The organism is Bosea sp. PAMC 26642 (assembly GCF_001562255.1).
Classification (GTDB): Bacteria; Pseudomonadota; Alphaproteobacteria; order Rhizobiales; family Beijerinckiaceae; genus Allobosea.
Window position 1 is genome coordinate 1575024 of record NZ_CP014301.1, and the last position, 17530, is coordinate 1592553.

18 protein-coding genes and 1 tRNA gene are annotated in these 17530 nt (G+C 66.1%); 9 read left to right on the plus strand and 10 right to left on the minus strand.

Annotated elements, in window-relative coordinates:
• Positions 1–45 precede the first annotated feature (45 nt).
• From AXW83_RS07360 to cysG, 7 genes are all read right to left on the minus strand, one after another.
• Positions 46–909, minus strand: a complete 864-nt coding sequence (locus tag AXW83_RS07360) for a sulfurtransferase (protein WP_066611954.1) — start codon at positions 907–909, stop codon at positions 46–48.
• Positions 906–1343, minus strand: coding sequence for an OsmC family protein (locus AXW83_RS07365; protein WP_066611955.1), 438 nt, complete (start codon positions 1341–1343; stop codon positions 906–908). The genes AXW83_RS07360 and AXW83_RS07365 overlap by 4 nt, the downstream gene beginning before the upstream one ends.
• 69 nt (positions 1344–1412) lie before the next feature.
• Positions 1413–2459, minus strand: a complete 1047-nt coding sequence (locus AXW83_RS07370) for a sulfate/molybdate ABC transporter ATP-binding protein (protein ID WP_066611956.1) — start codon at positions 2457–2459, stop codon at positions 1413–1415.
• A 15-nt stretch (positions 2460–2474) separates the two neighbouring features.
• Positions 2475–3362: a sulfate ABC transporter permease subunit CysW gene (gene cysW, locus AXW83_RS07375; RefSeq protein ID WP_066611958.1), complete on the minus strand. Its 888-nt coding sequence runs from the start codon at positions 3360–3362 to the stop codon at positions 2475–2477.
• Positions 3355–4224 (minus strand): sulfate ABC transporter permease subunit CysT, encoded by an 870-nt coding sequence (gene cysT, locus AXW83_RS07380; RefSeq protein WP_236841849.1) that lies wholly within the window; start codon positions 4222–4224, stop codon positions 3355–3357. The genes cysW and cysT overlap by 8 nt, the downstream gene beginning before the upstream one ends.
• Entirely contained in the window at positions 4221–5258 is a 1038-nt protein-coding gene (locus AXW83_RS07385) for a sulfate ABC transporter substrate-binding protein (RefSeq protein ID WP_082766999.1), read from the minus strand. Before AXW83_RS07385 ends, cysT begins: the two co-directional genes overlap by 4 nt.
• A 265-nt stretch (positions 5259–5523) precedes the next feature.
• On the minus strand, positions 5524–6984 hold the full coding sequence (gene cysG / locus AXW83_RS07390; protein ID WP_066611960.1) for a siroheme synthase CysG: 1461 nt from the start codon (positions 6982–6984) through the stop codon (positions 5524–5526).
• A gap of 319 nt (positions 6985–7303) precedes the next feature.
• On the opposite strand from cysG, the gene AXW83_RS07395 reads away from it, so the two are divergent.
• Positions 7304–7393: transfer RNA gene (locus AXW83_RS07395), tRNA-Ser, on the plus strand.
• Between the two features lie 69 nt (positions 7394–7462).
• Here the strand turns inward: AXW83_RS07395 and AXW83_RS07400 are convergent.
• Complete coding sequence (locus AXW83_RS07400; protein ID WP_066611961.1) at positions 7463–8329, minus strand: SDR family NAD(P)-dependent oxidoreductase; 867 nt, start codon at positions 8327–8329, stop codon at positions 7463–7465.
• A gap of 93 nt (positions 8330–8422) precedes the next feature.
• Here AXW83_RS07400 and AXW83_RS07405 point away from each other — a divergent pair, with 93 nt between their 5' ends.
• Complete coding sequence (locus AXW83_RS07405) at positions 8423–8857, plus strand: MarR family winged helix-turn-helix transcriptional regulator (RefSeq protein WP_066611962.1); 435 nt, start codon at positions 8423–8425, stop codon at positions 8855–8857.
• Between the two features lie 57 nt (positions 8858–8914).
• Here the strand turns inward: AXW83_RS07405 and AXW83_RS07410 are convergent, their stop codons facing one another.
• Positions 8915–9094, minus strand: coding sequence for a hypothetical protein (locus AXW83_RS07410; RefSeq protein WP_066611965.1), 180 nt, complete (start codon positions 9092–9094; stop codon positions 8915–8917).
• A gap of 430 nt (positions 9095–9524) precedes the next feature.
• Here AXW83_RS07410 and AXW83_RS07415 point away from each other — a divergent pair, with 430 nt between their 5' ends.
• Genes AXW83_RS07415 through AXW83_RS07445 form a run of 7 tightly spaced genes read left to right on the plus strand, consistent with a single transcriptional unit; the run spans position 9525 to position 16876 of the window.
• Positions 9525–10652, plus strand: coding sequence for a septal ring lytic transglycosylase RlpA family protein (locus tag AXW83_RS07415; protein ID WP_236841850.1), 1128 nt, complete (start codon positions 9525–9527; stop codon positions 10650–10652).
• A 49-nt stretch (positions 10653–10701) separates the two neighbouring features.
• On the plus strand, positions 10702–11922 hold the full coding sequence (locus AXW83_RS07420; RefSeq protein ID WP_066611968.1) for a D-alanyl-D-alanine carboxypeptidase family protein: 1221 nt from the start codon (positions 10702–10704) through the stop codon (positions 11920–11922).
• Between the two features lie 31 nt (positions 11923–11953).
• Positions 11954–12586, plus strand: coding sequence for a dTMP kinase (tmk, locus tag AXW83_RS07425; protein WP_066611970.1), 633 nt, complete (start codon positions 11954–11956; stop codon positions 12584–12586).
• Positions 12586–13656 carry a DNA polymerase III subunit delta' gene (locus AXW83_RS07430; protein ID WP_066611971.1) on the plus strand — a complete coding sequence of 357 codons (1071 nt, stop codon included), beginning with the start codon at positions 12586–12588 and terminating at the stop codon, positions 13654–13656. Before tmk ends, AXW83_RS07430 begins: the two co-directional genes overlap by 1 nt.
• Before the next feature lie 28 nt (positions 13657–13684).
• Complete coding sequence (gene metG, locus AXW83_RS07435; protein ID WP_066620047.1) at positions 13685–15259, plus strand: methionine--tRNA ligase; 1575 nt, start codon at positions 13685–13687, stop codon at positions 15257–15259.
• Positions 15259–16059 (plus strand): TatD family hydrolase, encoded by an 801-nt coding sequence (locus AXW83_RS07440; RefSeq protein ID WP_066611973.1) that lies wholly within the window; start codon positions 15259–15261, stop codon positions 16057–16059. Before metG ends, AXW83_RS07440 begins: the two co-directional genes overlap by 1 nt.
• A 13-nt stretch (positions 16060–16072) precedes the next feature.
• Positions 16073–16876, plus strand: coding sequence for an MBL fold metallo-hydrolase (locus AXW83_RS07445; RefSeq protein ID WP_066611975.1), 804 nt, complete (start codon positions 16073–16075; stop codon positions 16874–16876).
• Here the strand turns inward: AXW83_RS07445 and AXW83_RS26460 are convergent.
• A complete protein-coding gene (locus AXW83_RS26460) occupies positions 16798–17511 on the minus strand; it encodes a class I SAM-dependent methyltransferase (protein WP_335339340.1) in 714 nt (237 codons plus the stop codon). The two genes, AXW83_RS07445 and AXW83_RS26460, sit on opposite strands and share 79 nt — an antisense overlap.
• Positions 17512–17530: the final 19 nt, after the last annotated feature.

Consider the following 17530-nt stretch of genomic DNA (forward strand, 5'->3'; position numbering starts at 1 on the left):
GCTTCCTTTGACGCTTTTTAGCCGATTTGGCAAATGCGGGGCGCGTCAGGCTCCGGTCGCGACCGGCCGCTCGGGATCCTGCGTCCAGTCGGTCATCGAGCCGTCATAGAGCGCGACCTCATCGCGACCTAGAACCTCCGACATCACGAACCAGTTCAGCGCCGCCGTATGCCCGGTGTTGCAGTAGGACACCGCCGGTCCTCTGGGCACGACGCTGAACAGCGCCGACAGATCACCCACCGGCTTCAGCCGCCCGCTGGCCGGGTCGAAGGCTTCCGCGTAGTCACGGGATACGGCGCCGGGGATATGCCCGGCGCGCGTCGCCTCCGGGGCCTTCTCGCGACCCTCGAAGTAGCTCGCCGAGCGCGCATCGACCAGCGTGGCGAGCTTGCTGCGGGACGCCACCAGCGTCGCATCGGTGTTGCTGCGCAGGATCTGCTGCATCACGACCGGATAGGGATCGGCTGCTTTCGGCGCGGACGGCCCGGCCTCGACGGGGCGCTCGGGATCGGCGCTCCAGGCCCTGAAGCCGCCGTCCAGGATCGCCTGCTGGCCATGACCGATCAGCTTCAGCGTCCAGTAGACGCGCGCCGCGGCGGCGAAATCGGTCGCGCTGACGCCGGCGGGCACGATCACCACGTCGTCATGCGGCTTGATGCCCAGCCTGCCGACCAGTGTGGAAAGCTGGTCGAGCGGCGGCAAAATGCCCGGAGCGTTGCCGACCTTGGCGCGCCAGCCATCCCCGACATAGTCCGAGTGGACGGCGCCGGGAATGTGCCCCGCCTCATAGGCCTCCTTGCCGCCACCATCGATGGAGGAGCGGATATCGACGATGATGAGGTTGTCGTCGCTGAGCCGGGCCACGACGGCCTCGGGCGTGATCAGTCCGGAGAAGATGGAATCGCTCATTGCGCTGATACCTGCTTGAGTTCGTCGACGAGGTCGATCGCGTAGGTCATCGCCGCGGTCGCGCCGAGCATGATCGAAGCGGAACAGTATTTTTCCTTCGACAATGTGACGGCCCGCTCTGCCTTGGCGGCCGAGAGCCCGCGCCCGCTGATGCGGTAGGCTATGTGGAGCTTCGTGAAAACCTTCGGATCCTTGGTGGCGCGCTCGGCCTCCACCTCGACCTCGCAGCCGGTGACGGGCTCGCGGCCCTTCTTCAGGATCTGGACGACGTCGAAGCCGGTACAGCCGGCAAGTCCGATCAGCAGCATCTCCATCGGCCTGATGCCGATATTGCGGCCGCCATATTCAGGCGCGCCGTCCATGATCACGGCATGGCCGCTGCCGGCCTCGCCCATGAAGGCCATGCCTTCGACCCAAGCCGCTCTGGCCTTCATGCCGGTCTCCTGTCCGATTCACGTCCGAGACAGGCATAGACTCTGCGGGCGTCGGAGGCGAGGGCGGTCTCAGGCCGCCGCAAACAGGCTGCCATGTGTGATGCGGAGCCGGATGCGCTCTCCGATCGCAGGCGCGACCTGGCTCGCCAGATCGACGTCGAGCCGGCGCGGCAGGCCCTGAACCGCGACCTCGGCCCGCCGCAGCGGCCCGTTGCGGCGCAGATGCTCGACGACGCCGGGAAGCGCGAGCGGCGTGTCGTCGACGATGCGCAGATGCTGCGGGCGGACATAAAGCGAGGCCTGGCCGCCCTGGTTCTGCGACAGCCCGCCGAGCACCGGCCGATCGCCGAAGAAGGCCTGGCTGCCGACGACCTTGACCGGCAGCTTGTTCACCTCGCCGAGAAACTCGCAGACGAAGGGCGTCGCCGGATGATCGTAGACGTCGTCGGGCGTGCCGACCTGCTCGAGCTTGCCGTCGTTGAGGATGGCGACCCGGTCGGCGAGTTCCAGCGCCTCCTCCTGGTCATGGGTGACGAAGACGGTGGTGTGGCCTGTATGGCCATGCAGTTCGCGAAGCCATGCCCGCAGCTCCTTGCGTACCTTGGCATCAAGCGCACCGAAGGGCTCATCGAGAAGCAGTACGCTGGGCTCGATCGCCAGGGCACGGGCGAGTGCCACACGCTGCCGCTGGCCGCCCGAAAGCTGGCTGGGATAGCGCTTCTCGAGGCCGGGCAGCTGTACGAGGTCGAGCAGCGTGCCGACACGCTCGCGAACAACACTCTCCGGCGGCCTTAGAGCGCGGGGTCGCGAACGCAAACCGAAGGCGATGTTGTCGGCCACGGTCATGGTCTTGAACAGGGCGTAATGCTGGAAGACGAAGCCGATCCGGCGCTCGCGCAGGGAAAGCTGGCCGATGTCGGTGTCGCCGAACAGCACGCGGCCCTGGTCGGCCTGTTCCAGGCCGGCGATCAACCGCAGAAGCGTCGTCTTGCCGGAGCCGGAGGGCCCCAGCAGCGCGACGAGTTCGCCCGGCTGGATGTCGAGCGAGACGCCCCGCAGGGCAGAGAAGCCTTCGAAGCGCTTCTCGATCGATTCGATGCTGACGGCGACCGACATGGCAGATTCCCCGGATCAGTGGCGGCGGCTGGCGGCTATGGCATCGCCGAAGCGCCATTCCAGAAGCGTCTTCAGCGCGAGCGTCACCAGAGCGAGCCCGGCCAGCAGCGAAGCGATGGCGAAGGCCGCAGCGCTCATGTACTCGTTGTAGAGAATCTCCACATGCAGCGGCATCGTGTTGGTCAATCCGCGGATTTTGCCCGAGACGACCGCAACGGCACCGAACTCGCCCATGGCGCGGGCGTTGCAGAGGAGAACGCCGTAGAACAGGCTCCATTTCACGTTCGGCAACGTGATCGTCCAGAAGGTGCGCCAGCCCGATGCGCCCAGCGTCAGCGCCGCCTCCTCGTCGGCCGAGCCGAGCGACTGCATATGCGGGATCAGCTCGCGTGCCACGAAGGGAAAGGTGACAAAGATCGTCGCTAGCACGAGCCCCGGCACGGCGAAGATGATCTTGACGTCGTGCGCCTGCAGCCATGGTCCGAGATAGCCCTGCGCCCCGAACAGCAGCACGAAGACGAGGCCCGAGATCACCGGCGAGACCGAAAACGGCAGGTCGATCAGGCTGATCAGAAAGTTCTTGCCGCGAAACTCGAACTTCGCCACGGCCCAGGCCGCCGCCACCCCGACCACGACGTTGAAAGGCACGGCAATCGCCGCCACCAGCAGCGTCAGACGGATCGCGGCCAAGGCGTCGGGTTCGGTGATCGCCTCGCGATAGGCGCTCCAGCCTCGCGCGCCGGCTTCGACGAAGACGGAAATCAGCGGCAGGAGCAGAAAGAAGGACAAGAAGACGAGCGAGATTGCGACAAGAACGATCTGCACCAGTCTGGATTCGCCGCGGACGCGGCGACCGTCCCGGCGCAGCGCGGCGCCGGCAAGAGGAATGGCGGCATCAGACATCGCCGAACCTCCGTCGCGCGCTGGCCTGGATCAGGTTCACGGCGAAGATCAGTCCAAAGGAGATCAGCAGCATCAGCATGGCCACGACCGCCGCGCCGGCATAGTCGAACTGTTCCAGCCGGATGACGATGAGCAGCGGCGCGATCTCCGACACCATCGGCACATTGCCGGCGATGAAGATCACCGATCCATATTCGCCCACGGCGCGCGCGAATGCGAGCACGAAGCCGGTCAGCAGCGCCGGGTAGATCGGCGGCAGCAGCACCGTGGCGACGGTTCGCCAGCGGCTCGCCCCGAGCAGCGCCGCGGCCTCCTCGACGTCGGACTGCAGTTCTTCCAGCACCGGCTGGACCGTCCGGACCACGAAGGGCAGGCCGACGAAGACCAGCGCCACCATCACGCCGAGCGGCGTATAGGCGACCTTGATCCCATAAGGAGCGAGCCACGCTCCGACCCAGCCGTTGGGCGCATAAATCGCTGCCAGCGAAATCCCGGCGACGGCGGTCGGCAAAGCGAAGGGCAGATCGACCGCTGCATCGACCAGTCGCCGTCCAGGAAACTCGTAGCGCACCAGCACCCAGGCCAGCATCAGGCCGAACACCGCATTGGTGCAGGCCGCGACCAGGGCGCCCAGCACCGAGAGCCGCAGCGCCGCCAGCGTTCGCGCCGAACTCGCGATCGCCCAGATGTCGGCGGGACCGGCGCTTGCGGCCTTGATGACGAGCGCCGCCAGCGGCACGAGCACGATCAGGCAGAGCGCGCTCAACGTGACCCCGAGCGCCAGGCCGAAGCCCGGAAGAACGCTGTGCTGGCGCCAGCGTGACGCCGACACGGGGGAGGTCGCGACGGCCAAAGGCGTCACCGCGCCGGCTTGTAGAGCTGGTCGAAGGTACCGCCGTCGCCGAAATGCTCCTTCTGCGCCTTCGCCCAGCCGCCGAAGGCACCATCGATGGTCACGAGATCGAGCTTGGGGAAGCGCGCCAGATCCTCGGCCGCAACCGCTTCGCTGTTGCGCGGCCGGTAGAAGTTTTTCGCGATGATGGCCTGGGCCTTCGGCGTATAGAAGAATTCGAGGTAGGCTTGGGCTGGAGCGCGCGTGCCTTTGGCATCGACATTGCCATCGACCACGGCGACCGGCGGCTCCGCCAGGATCGACAGCGACGGGACGACGATATCGAACTTGTCGGCGCCGAACTCCTTGAGGACGAGGAACGCCTCGTTTTCCCAGGACAGCAGAACGTCGCCCTGAGCGCGCTGGGCGAAGGTCGTGGTCGAGCCGCGCGCTCCCGTATCGAGGACCGGCACGTTCTTGAGCACGGCGGCGATGTAGTCGCGCACCTTGCTGTCGTCCTTGCCATAGGCCTTCTCGGCCCAGGCCCAGGCGGCGAGATAGTTCCAGCGCGCGCCACCGGAGGTTTTCGGATTGGGCGTGATCACGCTGACGCCGGGCCTGGCGAGATCACCCCAATCCTTAATTCCCTTGGGATTGCCCTTGCGGGTCAGGAAGACGATCGTCGAGGTATAGGGCGCGGCGTTCTGCGGAAGGCGCTTCTGCCAGTCGAGCGGCAACTTCCTCGAGCGCTCGGCGATCGCGTCGATATCGCCCGCCAGGGCGAGCGTCACGACGTCGGCATTGAGGCCGTCGATCACGGAACGCGCCTGCGAACCCGAGCCGCCATGCGACTGCCGGATCGACAGGATCTCGCCCGTCTTGGCCTTCCACTCGGCGATGAATGCAGCGTTGAGATCACGATAGAGTTCGCGGGTCGGATCGTAGGACACGTTCAGAAGCTCTGTCTGCGCCCGCACACCGGTGGTTGCACCCAAGCAGAGCGAGAAAGCGCCGATCACCAAGCCTGTGCGGAAGAAGCGGCGGAAAAGAAGAGCGCGTGTCATGTCAGGGCCCCGTTGGCGGCAATCGGGCTTGGAAAACCCCCGCGCCCGTTCTGAAAAGCAAACGAAACGTACTGAATTGTCACTCTTGTCACAACGGCACGGAACGCAAGGTCCGTTCCAAACTTCAAGCCCGCCGGAGATAACCCCTCTCCGCCAGGGGCGCTTCATGTCGAACTCTGACGGGTAACGATCGAGTTCGCGGTCTCGATACTGACCGTCAAATCAGGCGGAATTCCGAAATCGCCGCCGCCCGCTCCATGTCGACTCAGGCGCTCCGTCTCTCGTCCAGGCTGTCGGCCCGCACTCGGGCCGAACCGAGTGCGCGCCCAAGGAGCACCAGCACCGGGCCGCCCGTCGGGAGTTCTCCAAGCCGTTCGGGAAGCGTCGCAACGGTGGCGACGATCGTCACTTCATCGGGCAGAGTCGCGGACTGAACCGCGATCGCCGGCGTCTGCGGATCGAGCCCGGCGGCCAGGGCCCGGTCGCGAAAGCCGGTCAGGGTCGCGCGTGCCATGTAGATCACCGTCGTGGCATACGGATCGGCCATGGCGCGCCAGTCGAGATCCTCGGGCAGATCGCCGCTGCGGGCGTGACCGGTGACGAATTGCAACCGACGTGCATGGTCGCGATGGGTCAGCGACAGGCCCAGCGATGCGGCCGCACCCTGCGCAGCCGAAATCCCCGGCACGATCGCCACGGGCAGGCCCGCAGCCTCGCAAGCGGCGATTTCCTCACCCGCCCGCCCGAATATGCCGGGGTCGCCGCCCTTGAGCCGCACGACATGCTTGCCCTGACTGGCGAGCGAGACGATCAGTGTATTGATGTCGGACTGCTTGACGGACGGGCCGTAGCCGGTCTTTCCGACCATCATCCGCTTCGCCTCGCGGCGTGCCAACTCCAGCACGCCCGGCGAGACGAGATCGTCATAGAGAATGATGTCGGCGCTCTGCAGCACCCGCACCGCCTTCAGCGTCAGCAATTCGGGATCGCCGGGGCCGGCGCCGACCAGCGTCACCCGGCCAGTGCCCTCATGCACGGCCTCGGCCCGGCCGAGCGCCGCAAACAGCAGATCCTCGTCGCCGGTGTCCGGCGCGCGCTCGGGCGCCGCCATCGCCCGATGCGTGAACATTTCCCAGAAGGCCCGGCGCAGGTGGAAGGGCAGGGCGCGTGCCTGTACGGCCGGCCGCCAGTCCTTCGCAGCCTGCGCCCACTGCTTGAGGCCGGCGGGAAGCAGCGCCTCGATCTTCGTGCGGATCGCTTGGCCGAAGACCGGCGCGGCTCCGTCGGTCGAGATCGCGACGATCAGCGGCGAGCGGTTGACCAGCGACCCGAAGGCGAAATCGCAAAATTCCGGCTTATCGACGACATTGACCGGCACGCCGGCCCCTCGAGCAGCGGCGACGAAGGCGCGCGCGTCGTCAAGCTCCTCGATATCGCCGATGGCAAGTGCGGCGCCGTCAAGATCGCCAGGTTGCCAGCCGCGCGCCAGGACCTCGACCCGGCCGGCCGGAGGGTCGGCCGCCAAAGCGGCGAACAGCTCCGAATCGTGCTCGGACAGCACCAGCAGATCGGCTCCGGCCGCCGTCAGCAACTCGGCTTTCCAGAGCGCGCCCTCGCTGCCGCCCACGAGCACGACCTTGCGCCCGTCCAGCTTGTGGAACAGCGGCAAGGTCGCCAGCCGCTCGATGCGGCGCGCGATGGACGGTTCGGGTCGTCTGCCGGTCATCGGGTCGTTGCAGCCACCATGTTGTCGATCCTACGGGATTTGCCCGCAGCCGGCGGCGTCGGAACCAGATGCCGACCGGCACCGCGTTGATAAGACCAAAGCATAAACCGAACCAGCCCTCATGCCGGTGGCCCGGAAGCAGTGCGTCGCATCGCGGGCCCCACCCGCCCGACGATGTCGAAGCAATTCTTCTGGCTGCCCTCGCTCGGCAACAGCGCCAGGAGCCGGACGACCCCGGTTGAGAACCCGAAGCCCGATAGCGGTCGGGCACGATCGCACTTGCCAAGCCGCTCCGCGCCCGGCAATGAACACGATATCGGGAAGGGTGGCCGAGTGGTTTAAGGCAGCGGTCTTGAAAACCGCCGTGGGTGCAAGTCCACCGTGGGTTCGAATCCCACCCCTTCCGCCAGCCCCGCCGATTCTGTGACGCGACATTTTGTGCGATGGCTACGCGAGCACCGCCGAATGCCGCGCGGCATCAGCGGAAGCGAGCCAGGGTTTCGGTGGTCTTTTCCCATAATTGTCGCCGTGCTTCCTCGCTATCCGCTGGGGTAACCGGCGTCAGCGGGCGGGCGTTCCGCGCCGAGACATACGCCCCGGTCTGCTGACCGAACCCCTGATGTGTGGCGAGCCTTACGATGCCCCCCGCACCGCGTTCCGGATTGCCGATGCCAAGCCAGTTCAGCACCGTCGCAAGCGGGCGAGCAAAGTGCAGTTCACGGCCGAGCCCCGTGACGTTGAAGCCCGGACACAGGCAATTGACGGCTACCCCTGTCCACCTGAGCTGGCGGGCCAGTTCGAGGGAGAACATAATGTTCAAAAGCTTGGTTCGGCCATAGATCCTCGACGATCCAGGCGCGGTGAAGAGCGCGGTATCGAGCAAGTCCCTTTCGAGGTCGAGATCGCCGCTCCGGCGCGATGCTTCCGAGCCAATGGTGACGATGCGCGAAGGTGCGGAATGCACGAGGGTTTCCCGCAAGGTGTCCGTCAGCAACCAAGGGGCGAAATAGTTGACGGCGATCATTTCCGCATAACCGTCCTTGGTGACGCGCTGCTCGAAGGCGTGCAGGCCCGCATTGTTGATGAGCACATCGATGCGCGGATGCTGCGCAGCAATGGCCTTGCCGGTCGTCACGACAGCGGCCAAATCTGAGAAGTCCACAAAATGCACATCGACATGTGTGCCAGGAGCCGCCTCTTCGATCGCGGCGCGGGTCCGCGCAGCCTTGGCTTCACTGCGCGCGGTCAGGATGAGGTGGGCGCCGCTTCGGGCAAGATCGAGAGCGGCGCGTTGGCCGATCCCATCGGTGGCGCCGGTGATAAGAATTTTCGGGCAATCGGACATGGGGCAGGGCACCATTTGTTGATATATGTCCACCAATCAGGCTGGTGGATAAATGTCCACTAAATCGACTGTCCCGCCGATGGGAGGCTGCACATGAGCAAGACGCGCAGGGAGCTCACGACGGAGTTGGGCGGCCAGCTGAACGTCCTGCTCGTTGCGTCCCGCACGGTCATGACCGCTTCGGCCGCCGGGTTTCATCCTGCTCTTCAGCCCGCCGCCTACCAGCTTGCCGCCATGCTTGCCGGCCAGGGCCCCACAAAGGCGGGACTGCTTGCCGAACGGCTCGGTATGGACAAGAGCGCCATCAGCCGGTTGGCAAAATCCCTTTGCGACAACGGGCTGGCGCACGCCTCGACTGATCCGAACGATGGGCGGGCGATCGTCTATAGTTTGACCGACGCGGGGCGCGACGGAATTCAAGCCGCGAACGCGGTCAAATCCGGCGCGTTCTTTTCGCGCGTGGATGGGTGGAGCGATGCCGAACTCACGCTGTTCATCGGCTTGCTGAAAAAGTTCAACCGAATTTGAAAACACATGGCAGCGCGAGGATCCCTGCCGGCGCACCCGATTTCAGTTCAGCGGGCGTCAGGCGATCAGCCACCAGGCCAGCCAGCCGAGAAACGCCAGCCATATGGCCATGAAGACGGCCACCGAGCCTAGCAGCAGTTTTTCCACGAACCGTGGGTCCATCCCATCATTGTCGGCCGTTACAGACAGGACGTCCGCCGTGGCTAGGGTGGTGACGGTGTTCGACGATTTGGCCATGACGGACTCCGGATATGCGATGTGCCCAGCGTGCCGCGTCGAATGCGGCGCCGACTCAGTCCGGTTGTGCGGTTCAGAGCCGGAATCTCGCGCGGACTCCCCAATCTTGTGGCTGCGAGGCCATGGCGACCACGGATTTGCGTTGCGGACGCTCAGTTGCAACCCCGCCACGCCACTCCACAAAATGCTGCATCGCGAATGCCAGGTTGACTCCCGCCGCATTTCCGACACCTTTGTGCCCGCTCAAGGGCACACGGGATCGCCGTTAACGGTGCTGCGTCCAGCAGTTCTCCGCTTAACCGTCCCTTAACGGGATTGACTGAAAACTGCGGTCTCGCTGCTGTCGCAGCTTGGCTGGCCAGACGGTTTTCGGCGTAGAAGACGGAACGACGGAATGATGCTCGGCGCAGGTTCACCGGCCTCGGAATCGTTGTCAGCCACGACCGGACCGCGCGAAGCGCCGCCCTCCAAATCCGTCTCCGGCCGAGTAGCAAGGCTCGGCTGCGTCGCTCTTGCAGGGCTTTTTCTCGCCAACTGCGCCAGCGACCAGGTCGCCAAACGCGGCAAGTCCAAGGAAATCGGCGCCTTCTCCCATGCCAAATACGGGCCGGCGAGCCCGCGCGTCGTCGCGGAAGGCGAAGATGTTCCCAAGGGCGGTGGCCGCCAGATGATCGGCAAGACCTATTCGGTCGCCGGCAAGCGCTACACCCCCTATGACAAGCCTGTCGGCTATACGATGGTCGGCACCGCCTCCTGGTACGGCGAGGCCTTCCATGGCCGCCGCACCGCCAATGGCGAGGTCTATGATCGCTTCGGCATCAGCGCCGCTCACCCGACCATGCCGTTGCCGGCCTATGCCCGCGTCACCAATGTCCTGAACAATCGCTCGATCATCGTACGCGTCAACGATCGCGGCCCTTACCACGGCAACCGGCTGATGGACGTCTCGCAGAAGACGGCCGATGCGCTCGCATTCCGCCATCTCGGCACCGCCCGCATCAAGCTGGAATATCTCGGCCAGGCCTCGCTCGCCGGCTCAGACGACAATCTCCTGCTCGCCACACTCCGGACAGACGGCCAGCCCGCCGCGATCCCGGGAACGAGCGCTCCGACCATGGTCGCAAGTGCCGGACAGGTCTTCACCTCGCGTTCCGCCAGCGCCGATCTCGACGATCAAAGGTCGTCGCCGGTCCGCGAAGAGACCGTTCGCCCGTCGCAGCAGCCGGTGGTCCAGGCCTATGCCCCCGAGCCGGTGCGGACGATCGCCCCCTCGACACCCGTCGCGGCGAGCCTGGTGTCCTCGACATCCTCCAGCGCCGGCGTTCCGGTCCGTGGCGCGCCGCTGCCGCCCAGCCGCCCCTTCGATCTCGACACCATCGCCAACGCCGGGACGCCGGTTCGGGTCCGCCCGACTGCGACGCCGCTGCCGCCGCTGCGCAACACCGTCGCCAGCCTGTTCGCGGCGCCCGAACGCGCCCCGGCCGAACGGTTTTCGGCGACGCATCCGCTGGCGCGCGATCTCGTGGCGCAGGCGCTGCAGCCGCTGTCGCGGAATTGACGCGCTTCGGGCTTGACCGCCCGATCCCGGCTCTGCTTCAGATCAGGGCATGAGCGCTCTCGCTTTCTCGCCCATTCATGGTTTGCAGACGCATCGCCTCGGGCGGGCGCTCGCCGGTGCGGCGCTGCTTTTCGTATCGGCAGGCGGGATCAATGACGCGCAGGCGCAGGCCTTCCAGTCGCCCGCCACCTTTGCCGTACTGCTCGATTCCGCCAGCGGCACGGTGCTCTACGAGAAGGCCGCCGATGAGCTGATGGTGCCGGCGAGCCTGGCCAAGCTCGCAACCGTCCTTGTCGCCTTTCAGGAAATCGAGCAGGGCCGTCTGACGCTCGATAGCGAGATCGGCATTTCCGAGAATGCCTGGCGCAAGGGCGGCGGCGTCTCGGGCGGGTCGAGCATGTTCGCGCAACTCAATAGCCGGGTGAAGCTCAACGACATCCTGCACGGCATCATCGTCCAGTCCGGCAACGATGCCTCGATCGCGCTGGCCGAAGCGGTTGCCGGCGACGAGGCCAATTTCGCCAGGCTGATGACCGAGCGCGTCCGCGCATTAGGCCTGACCAAGTCGGTGTTCCGCAATGCCACCGGCATGGGCGATCCGCAGCAGAAGGTCACCGCCCGCGAACTCGCAAAGCTCTCCGATCACATCATCCGGACCTATCCCGAGCTCTACAAGATATTCGGCCAGCGCGAATTCACCTGGAACAAGATCAAACAGCAGAACCGCAACCCACTGCTGACCATGGATATCGGCGCCGACGGCCTCAAGACCGGCAATATCGACGATGCCGGGTATGGGTTAGTCGGATCGGCCGTGCAGAGCGGCCAGCGGCTGATCGTCGTCGTCAACGGCCTGAAGACCGCACGTGATCGCGCCGTCGAAGCGCGCAAGCTGCTGGAATGGGGTTTTCGCTCCTTCGAGCCGCGCCGCGTCTTCAGCGAGGGCGAGATCGTAGGCGAGGCCAGCGTCTTCGGCGGCGAGAAGGGCCGCGTCGGATTGAAGGCCAAGGGCGCGGTCAGCCTGCTGCTGCCGCGCGGCAGTTCCGAACGCCTCAACGCCCGCATCGTCTATCGCGGCCCTCTCACCGTGCCGGTGCGCGAAGGCGACGAGATCGCCAGGCTGCTGGTCACGCGCGGCGAGGTCAAGACGCTCGACATCCCGCTCTATGCGGCCGAAAGCGTCGAACCCGGCACGCTGCAACGCCGCGCGCTCGATGCGCTGATCGAGGTTTCGACCGGCTGGGTGCGAAAAGCCCTCGGCCGGAGCTGAACGGCGCCGTCCCGTGGAGGCAGGTCGTTTCATGACGCTCGAAGGTGGGGAGGGCGCGGGCAAATCGACGCTGGCGCGCGTCCTGGCGCAGCGTCTGGCCAAGCAAGGCGTCAAGGTCGAGCTGACGCGCGAACCCGGCGGCTCGCCGCGGGCCGAGGCGATCCGCGAGACCATCCTGTCGGGGGCGGTCAAGCCGCATGGTCCCTTCGTCGAGGCGCTGATGTTTTCCGCCGCGCGGATCGACCATATCGACCGGCTCATCCGCCCCGCTTTGGCGCGCGGCGACTGGGTGATCTGCGACCGCTTCATCGATTCGACCCGAGCCTATCAGGGCGTGCTCGGCAACATCGACAAGGGCCTGCTGGCCGAACTGGAACGCGTCACCATCGACGGCCTGGTCCCTGACCTGACATTCATTCTCGACCTGCCGCCCGAGATTGGGCTGGCCCGCGCCGCCCGCCGCCGGGCGCCCGGCGAGGTCAGCGACCGCTTCGAGAGCGAGGCGCTTGCCTTCCACCGCACCCTGCGCCAGGCCTATCTCGCCATTGCCGCCGACGAGCCGGGCCGCTGCGTCATACTCGACGCCGCTCAGCCGCCCGAGGCCCTTGCCGATGACGCCTGGGGCGCGCTGCGCCAGCGCCTGCCGATGACCGAAAGCGCCTGATGCTCCAGACCAGCGACGAACCGGACCGCATGCCGAGCGCGCCGCATCCGCGCGAGACGCTCGCTCTGGTCGGCCATGGCGTGCAGGAACACGCCTTTCTCGACGCGCTCCGTTCAGGCCGCCTGCACCATGGTTGGTTGCTCGGCGGGTCAGAAGGCATCGGTAAGGCGAGCTTCGCCTATCGCGTCGCCCGCTTTATGCTGGCGGCTGGCGACCCGCTGGCACGCGCCGCTCATACGGACACGTTAGCGATGCCGGCGGACGATCCGGCGACGCGGCGCATCATGGCGCAGTCGCACCCCGACCTGCATCTCCTGCGCCGGATCCCGAAGACAGATGGGAAGGGCTATACCAGCAACATTCCCATCCCGGCCGTGCGTCGCATCCTCGACCGCTTCGGTTCGAGCGCGGCCGAGGGTGGCTGGCGCATCTGCATCGTCGACTCCGCCGAGGACATGGACCGGCCGTCCGCCAACGCCCTGCTGAAGCTGCTCGAAGAGCCGCCGGCGCGCGCGCTCTTCCTCATCGTTTCCCATGCACCCGGCCGGATGTTGCCGACGATCCGCTCGCGCTGCCGGCTACTGAGCTTTTCGGCACTGGACGCGGTGCAGGTTGCGCAGGCCGGGCGCATCGCGCTCGAACGTATGGGCGGCCCGTTCGACGAGTCGGCGATCGACCGGGCGGCAACTCTGGCGGACGGCTCGGTCAGGCGCGCCCTGACCTATATCGATCCGGAGACGCTGGCGCTGGTGGAGGCCGTGCGCGCCCGCCTCGACGCATTGCCGCGCCTCGATCTGCCGGCGTTGCTGGCGCTGGCGGAAGACGTCGCCGGAAAAGCCGGCGAGAGTGATTTCGCCGTGATGATCGACACGGTGCAGAGCTGGCTCTCCGACCACCTTCATGCGCATGCGGCGGCACGGCCGGCGCGCCTTGCACCGCTGGCGGAGGTATGGGAAAAGCTCGAGCGCGCCGCTCGCGAGGTCGAAACCTACAATCTCGACCGCCGCCCGCTCGTGATGACGATGTTTCATGATCTGTCGGATGCGGTCGCCCGCTCGCGCGCAGCGTGAAGCGCAAAGCGAACCCCGCGGATCGACGATGGCCAAGGCCCCGAAATTCTATCTGACGACCGCCATTCACTACACGAATGGCCCGCCTCATATCGGCCACGCCTATGAGATGGTGGCGTCGGACGCGATCGCGCGCTTCAAGCGGCTCGACGGCTACGACGTCTTCGCGATGACGGGAACCGACGAGCACGGCCAGAAAGTACAGCGGACGGCGGCGCAGGCCGGGCTCGAGCCGAAAGCTTATGTCGACGGCATCGCCCATCGCTTCCAGGAGATGGAGGAGCGGCTGAACTGCTCCTTCGACCGCTTTATCCGCACCACCGACGCCGACCATCTGCCCTCGACGCAGGAACTGTGGCGGCGGATGGAAGCCAATGGCGACATCTACCTTGCAAAGTATGCCGGGTGGTACTCGGTCCGCGACGAGGCCTTCTACGGCGAGGAGGAGACCACGCTCCTGGCTGACGGCTCGCGGCTGGGCGGGCAGGGGACGCCGGTCGAATGGGTCGAGGAGGAAAGCTATTTCTTCCGCCTCAAATCCTATCAGGACCGGCTCCTGAAGCTCTATGAGGAGGTGCCGGACTTCATCTCGCCGCCGACGCGCCGAAACGAAATCGTCTCCTTCGTGAAGAGTGGGCTCGAGGATCTCTCGATCAGCCGCACGACCTTCGACTGGGGCCTGCCCGTGCCGGGCGACCCCAAGCACGTGATGTATGTTTGGGTCGACGCGCTCAACAATTACGTCACCGGGACGGGCTTTCCCGATCCGGAGGATCCGCGCGCGCATTACTGGCCGGCCGATGTCCACATCATCGGCAAGGACATCGTGCGCTTTCACACTGTCTACTGGCCGGCCTTCCTGATGTCGGCCGGCCTGCCGCTGCCCAAGCGGGTCTTCGGCCATGGCTTCCTGCTCACCAAGGGCGAGAAGATGTCGAAGTCGCTCGGCAATGTCGTCGATCCCTTCGAACTGGCCGATACCTATGGTGTCGATCAGCTGCGCTATTTCTTCCTGCGCGAGGTCTCCTTCGGCCAGGACGGCAACTACAGCCATGAGGCGATCGTCGGCCGCATCAATGCCGATCTCGCCAACGATCTCGGCAATCTGGCCCAGCGCTCGCTCTCGATGATCGCCAAGAACTGCGAGGGCCGGGTGCCGGTCTGCGGGACGCTGGCAGAGGCCGATGAGGCAATGCTCGCGCTCGCCGACGGCGCACTTGCCAAGGCGCGCACGGCGATGACGGATTTCGCCCTGCATGTTCTGCTCGCCGAAATCTGGGCCGTCGTGGCCGAGGCCAACCGGTATTTCGCCGCTAACGAACCCTGGCGCCTGAGCAAGAGCGATCCGGCGCGTCGCGACACTGTGCTTTACGTCACCGCCGAGGTGATCCGGCAGGTCGCGATCCTCGTCCAGCCGGTGATGCCGGACGCCATGGCCAAGTTGCTCGACCTGCTCGCCGTCGCGGCCGATGCGCGCAGCTTTGCCGCGCTCGGCGAAGGCGGCCGGCTGACCGCAGGCACGGCACTGCCCGCTCCCACCGGCGTCTTCCCGCGCTATGTCGAGCCGGAGGCCGGCCAGGACGCGTCGGGCAAGGGCGCCTGATGCTGATCGACACTCACTGCCATCTCGACTTCCCGGACTTCGCCGACGAACTCGATTCCTATGTCGCGCGCGCCGAGGCCGCCGGTGTCTCGCGCATGGTCACGATCTCGACCCGCGTCGCGCGCTTTGCCGCCTATGCTGCGATTGCCGAGCGCTTCGACTCGGTCTGGTGCAGCGTCGGCACGCATCCCCATGGCGCCCATGAGGAGCTGGACGTGACGGCTGAGCAGCTGGTCTCGCTCTCGGCGCATCCGCGCTGCGTCGCCATCGGCGAGGCCGGGCTCGACTACCATTACGACAAGAGCCCGCGCGAGGCGCAGGCTCAGGGCTTGCGCGTCCACATCGCCGCCGCCCGCATCACGCAGCTGCCGCTCGTCATCCATTCCCGCCAGGCCGATGACGACATGATCGCGATCCTGCGCGAGGAAATGGGGAAGGGTGCCTTCCCCGCCATCCTGCATTGCTTCACCGCCGGCGAAGCACTGGCCATTACGGGAGTCGAACTTGGCCTCTACGTCTCGTTCTCTGGTATCCTGACCTTCAAGACATCCGAGGATTTGCGCCGCATCGCCCGCATGGTCCCGCAAGACCGGCTTCTGGTCGAGACGGACGCGCCCTATCTCGCCCCGGTGCCGTTCCGTGGCAAGCGCAACGAACCTTCCTATGTCGTTGAAACCGCGAAGATTCTCGGAGCGACGTTCGGTGTCGGTTTCGACGAGATCGCCCGCATCACCAGCGCCAACGCCCGCCGCTGCTACTGGAAGATGGACCACGCCGCGCCGGTCGCCAAGGTTGCATGAGACGCAGGCCCGCATGGCGCTGACCGTCACGATCCTGGGCTGCGGTTCGTCGGGAGGCGTGCCGCGTCCCGGCATGGGCTGGGGTGCCTGCAACCCGGCCGAGCCGAAGAACCGCCGTCGCCGCTGCTCGATTCTGGTCGAGCGCTCCGGCCCCGGCGGCACCACGAGCCTGATCGTCGATACCTCGCCGGATCTGCGCGAACAGCTGATCGACGCGAAGGTGACCCGCCTCGACGCGGTGCTCTTTACTCATGACCACGCCGACCACACCCATGGCATCGACGACCTGCGCGCGCTGGTGCTGCATATGCGCCGCCGGATCCCGGTCCATGCTGACGAGCGTACCTCGCAATCCTTGGCCAGCCGCTTCGGCTACATTTTCGAGACGCCGCCCGGCAGCTATTATCCGCCTATCTTGGAAATGCGCCCGCTCGCCGCCGGACAGGCGCTGGAGATCAAAGGCCTGGGCGGCCCGATCGCCGCCATGCCGTTCACCGTCGAACATGGGCTAAACTACGAGGCGCTCGGCTTCCGCTTCGGCGCGCTGGCCTATCTGCCTGACGTCAGCCTGCTCCCGCAGCAGGCCGCCGACGAGCTGGTCGGCCTCGATACGCTGATTCTCGATTGCCTGCGCGAGACACCGCATCCGAGCCATTTCCATCTGGAGCAGTCGCTTGCCACGATCGCAGCGCTGAAGCCAAAGCGCACGGTGCTGACCAACCTTCACACCGATCTCGATTATGCTAGCCTTTCCAACAGGTTGCGGGCCGGGATTGAAGTCGCGTTCGATGGGATGACGCTGACGGCGCCGGGCTGAAAGCACTTCTCATCTGCCCTCAAAGGCATCCTGTTTAGTTCCATAATATGTCTTATGCGAATCAACCTTGCAGGGTACGACACCGGCCCGGCGACATTCCCCAGCCCACCTCCCGATAGCAGCGCTCGGCTAGCGCTTCGCCTCGCCCGCCAGCCGCCGATACGCGAAGTACCGCCCTTCCGGCACGCCCTCCGGCAGTGCGACGGTCGCAGCGTTGGATGGTTCAGCGGCCAGCCGCTGACGACGAGCGCGTCGTCGGCAGCCAGCGCCGCCACATGGCCCGGCAGCCAGGCCAGTTCGACGACGTCGCGCTCCGGCTGGCCGGTCGTGGCATCGACATGGACGAGCACCGCGCAGCGGCCATGGACCGCTCTGAAGGCAGGCAGCGTCAACGCCATGTCGCCGAGGATCAGGCGGTCGGCGGCGGGCAAAGAGCGCGGATTGGCCTTGGCCGCAAAGTCGAAGGCGTAGATCTCGCAGCCCGGCAGGATCTCGCGCAGATGGTCGTAGGTACGGCCATTCCCCAGCCCGAGTTCGAGGACGATCCCTGCCCGCCCGGCGATGCTTGCCGCAGCCCAGTCGAGGACGAGGCGCTGCGCCTGCATGCGGCGGATGAAACTGTCGAGGCGGCTCATACGGTCCTGATCGGCGGCC

Bases quoted from the DNA above. Each gene is read 5' to 3' on its own strand.
- AXW83_RS07360 (WP_066611954.1), bottom strand. From the start codon at position 909: ATGAGCGATTCCATCTTCTCCGGACTGATCACGCCCGAGGCCGTCGTG.
- AXW83_RS07365 (WP_066611955.1), bottom strand. From the start codon at position 1,343: ATGAAGGCCAGAGCGGCTTGGGTCGAAGGCATGGCCTTCATGGGCGAG.
- AXW83_RS07370 (WP_066611956.1), bottom strand. From the start codon at position 2,459: ATGTCGGTCGCCGTCAGCATCGAATCGATCGAGAAGCGCTTCGAAGGC.
- cysW (WP_066611958.1), bottom strand. From the start codon at position 3,362: ATGTCTGATGCCGCCATTCCTCTTGCCGGCGCCGCGCTGCGCCGGGAC.
- AXW83_RS07385 (WP_082766999.1), bottom strand. From the start codon at position 5,258: ATGACACGCGCTCTTCTTTTCCGCCGCTTCTTCCGCACAGGCTTGGTG.
- cysG (WP_066611960.1), bottom strand. From the start codon at position 6,984: ATGACCGGCAGACGACCCGAACCGTCCATCGCGCGCCGCATCGAGCGG.
- AXW83_RS07400 (WP_066611961.1), bottom strand. From the start codon at position 8,329: ATGTCCGATTGCCCGAAAATTCTTATCACCGGCGCCACCGATGGGATC.
- AXW83_RS07405 (WP_066611962.1), top strand. From the start codon at position 8,423: ATGAGCAAGACGCGCAGGGAGCTCACGACGGAGTTGGGCGGCCAGCTG.
- AXW83_RS07410 (WP_066611965.1), bottom strand. From the start codon at position 9,094: ATGGCCAAATCGTCGAACACCGTCACCACCCTAGCCACGGCGGACGTC.
- AXW83_RS07420 (WP_066611968.1), top strand. From the start codon at position 10,702: ATGAGCGCTCTCGCTTTCTCGCCCATTCATGGTTTGCAGACGCATCGC.
- tmk (WP_066611970.1), top strand. From the start codon at position 11,954: ATGACGCTCGAAGGTGGGGAGGGCGCGGGCAAATCGACGCTGGCGCGC.
- AXW83_RS07430 (WP_066611971.1), top strand. From the start codon at position 12,586: ATGCTCCAGACCAGCGACGAACCGGACCGCATGCCGAGCGCGCCGCAT.
- metG (WP_066620047.1), top strand. From the start codon at position 13,685: ATGGCCAAGGCCCCGAAATTCTATCTGACGACCGCCATTCACTACACG.
- AXW83_RS07440 (WP_066611973.1), top strand. From the start codon at position 15,259: ATGCTGATCGACACTCACTGCCATCTCGACTTCCCGGACTTCGCCGAC.
- AXW83_RS07445 (WP_066611975.1), top strand. From the start codon at position 16,073: ATGGCGCTGACCGTCACGATCCTGGGCTGCGGTTCGTCGGGAGGCGTG.
- AXW83_RS26460 (WP_335339340.1), bottom strand. From the start codon at position 17,511: ATGAGCCGCCTCGACAGTTTCATCCGCCGCATGCAGGCGCAGCGCCTC.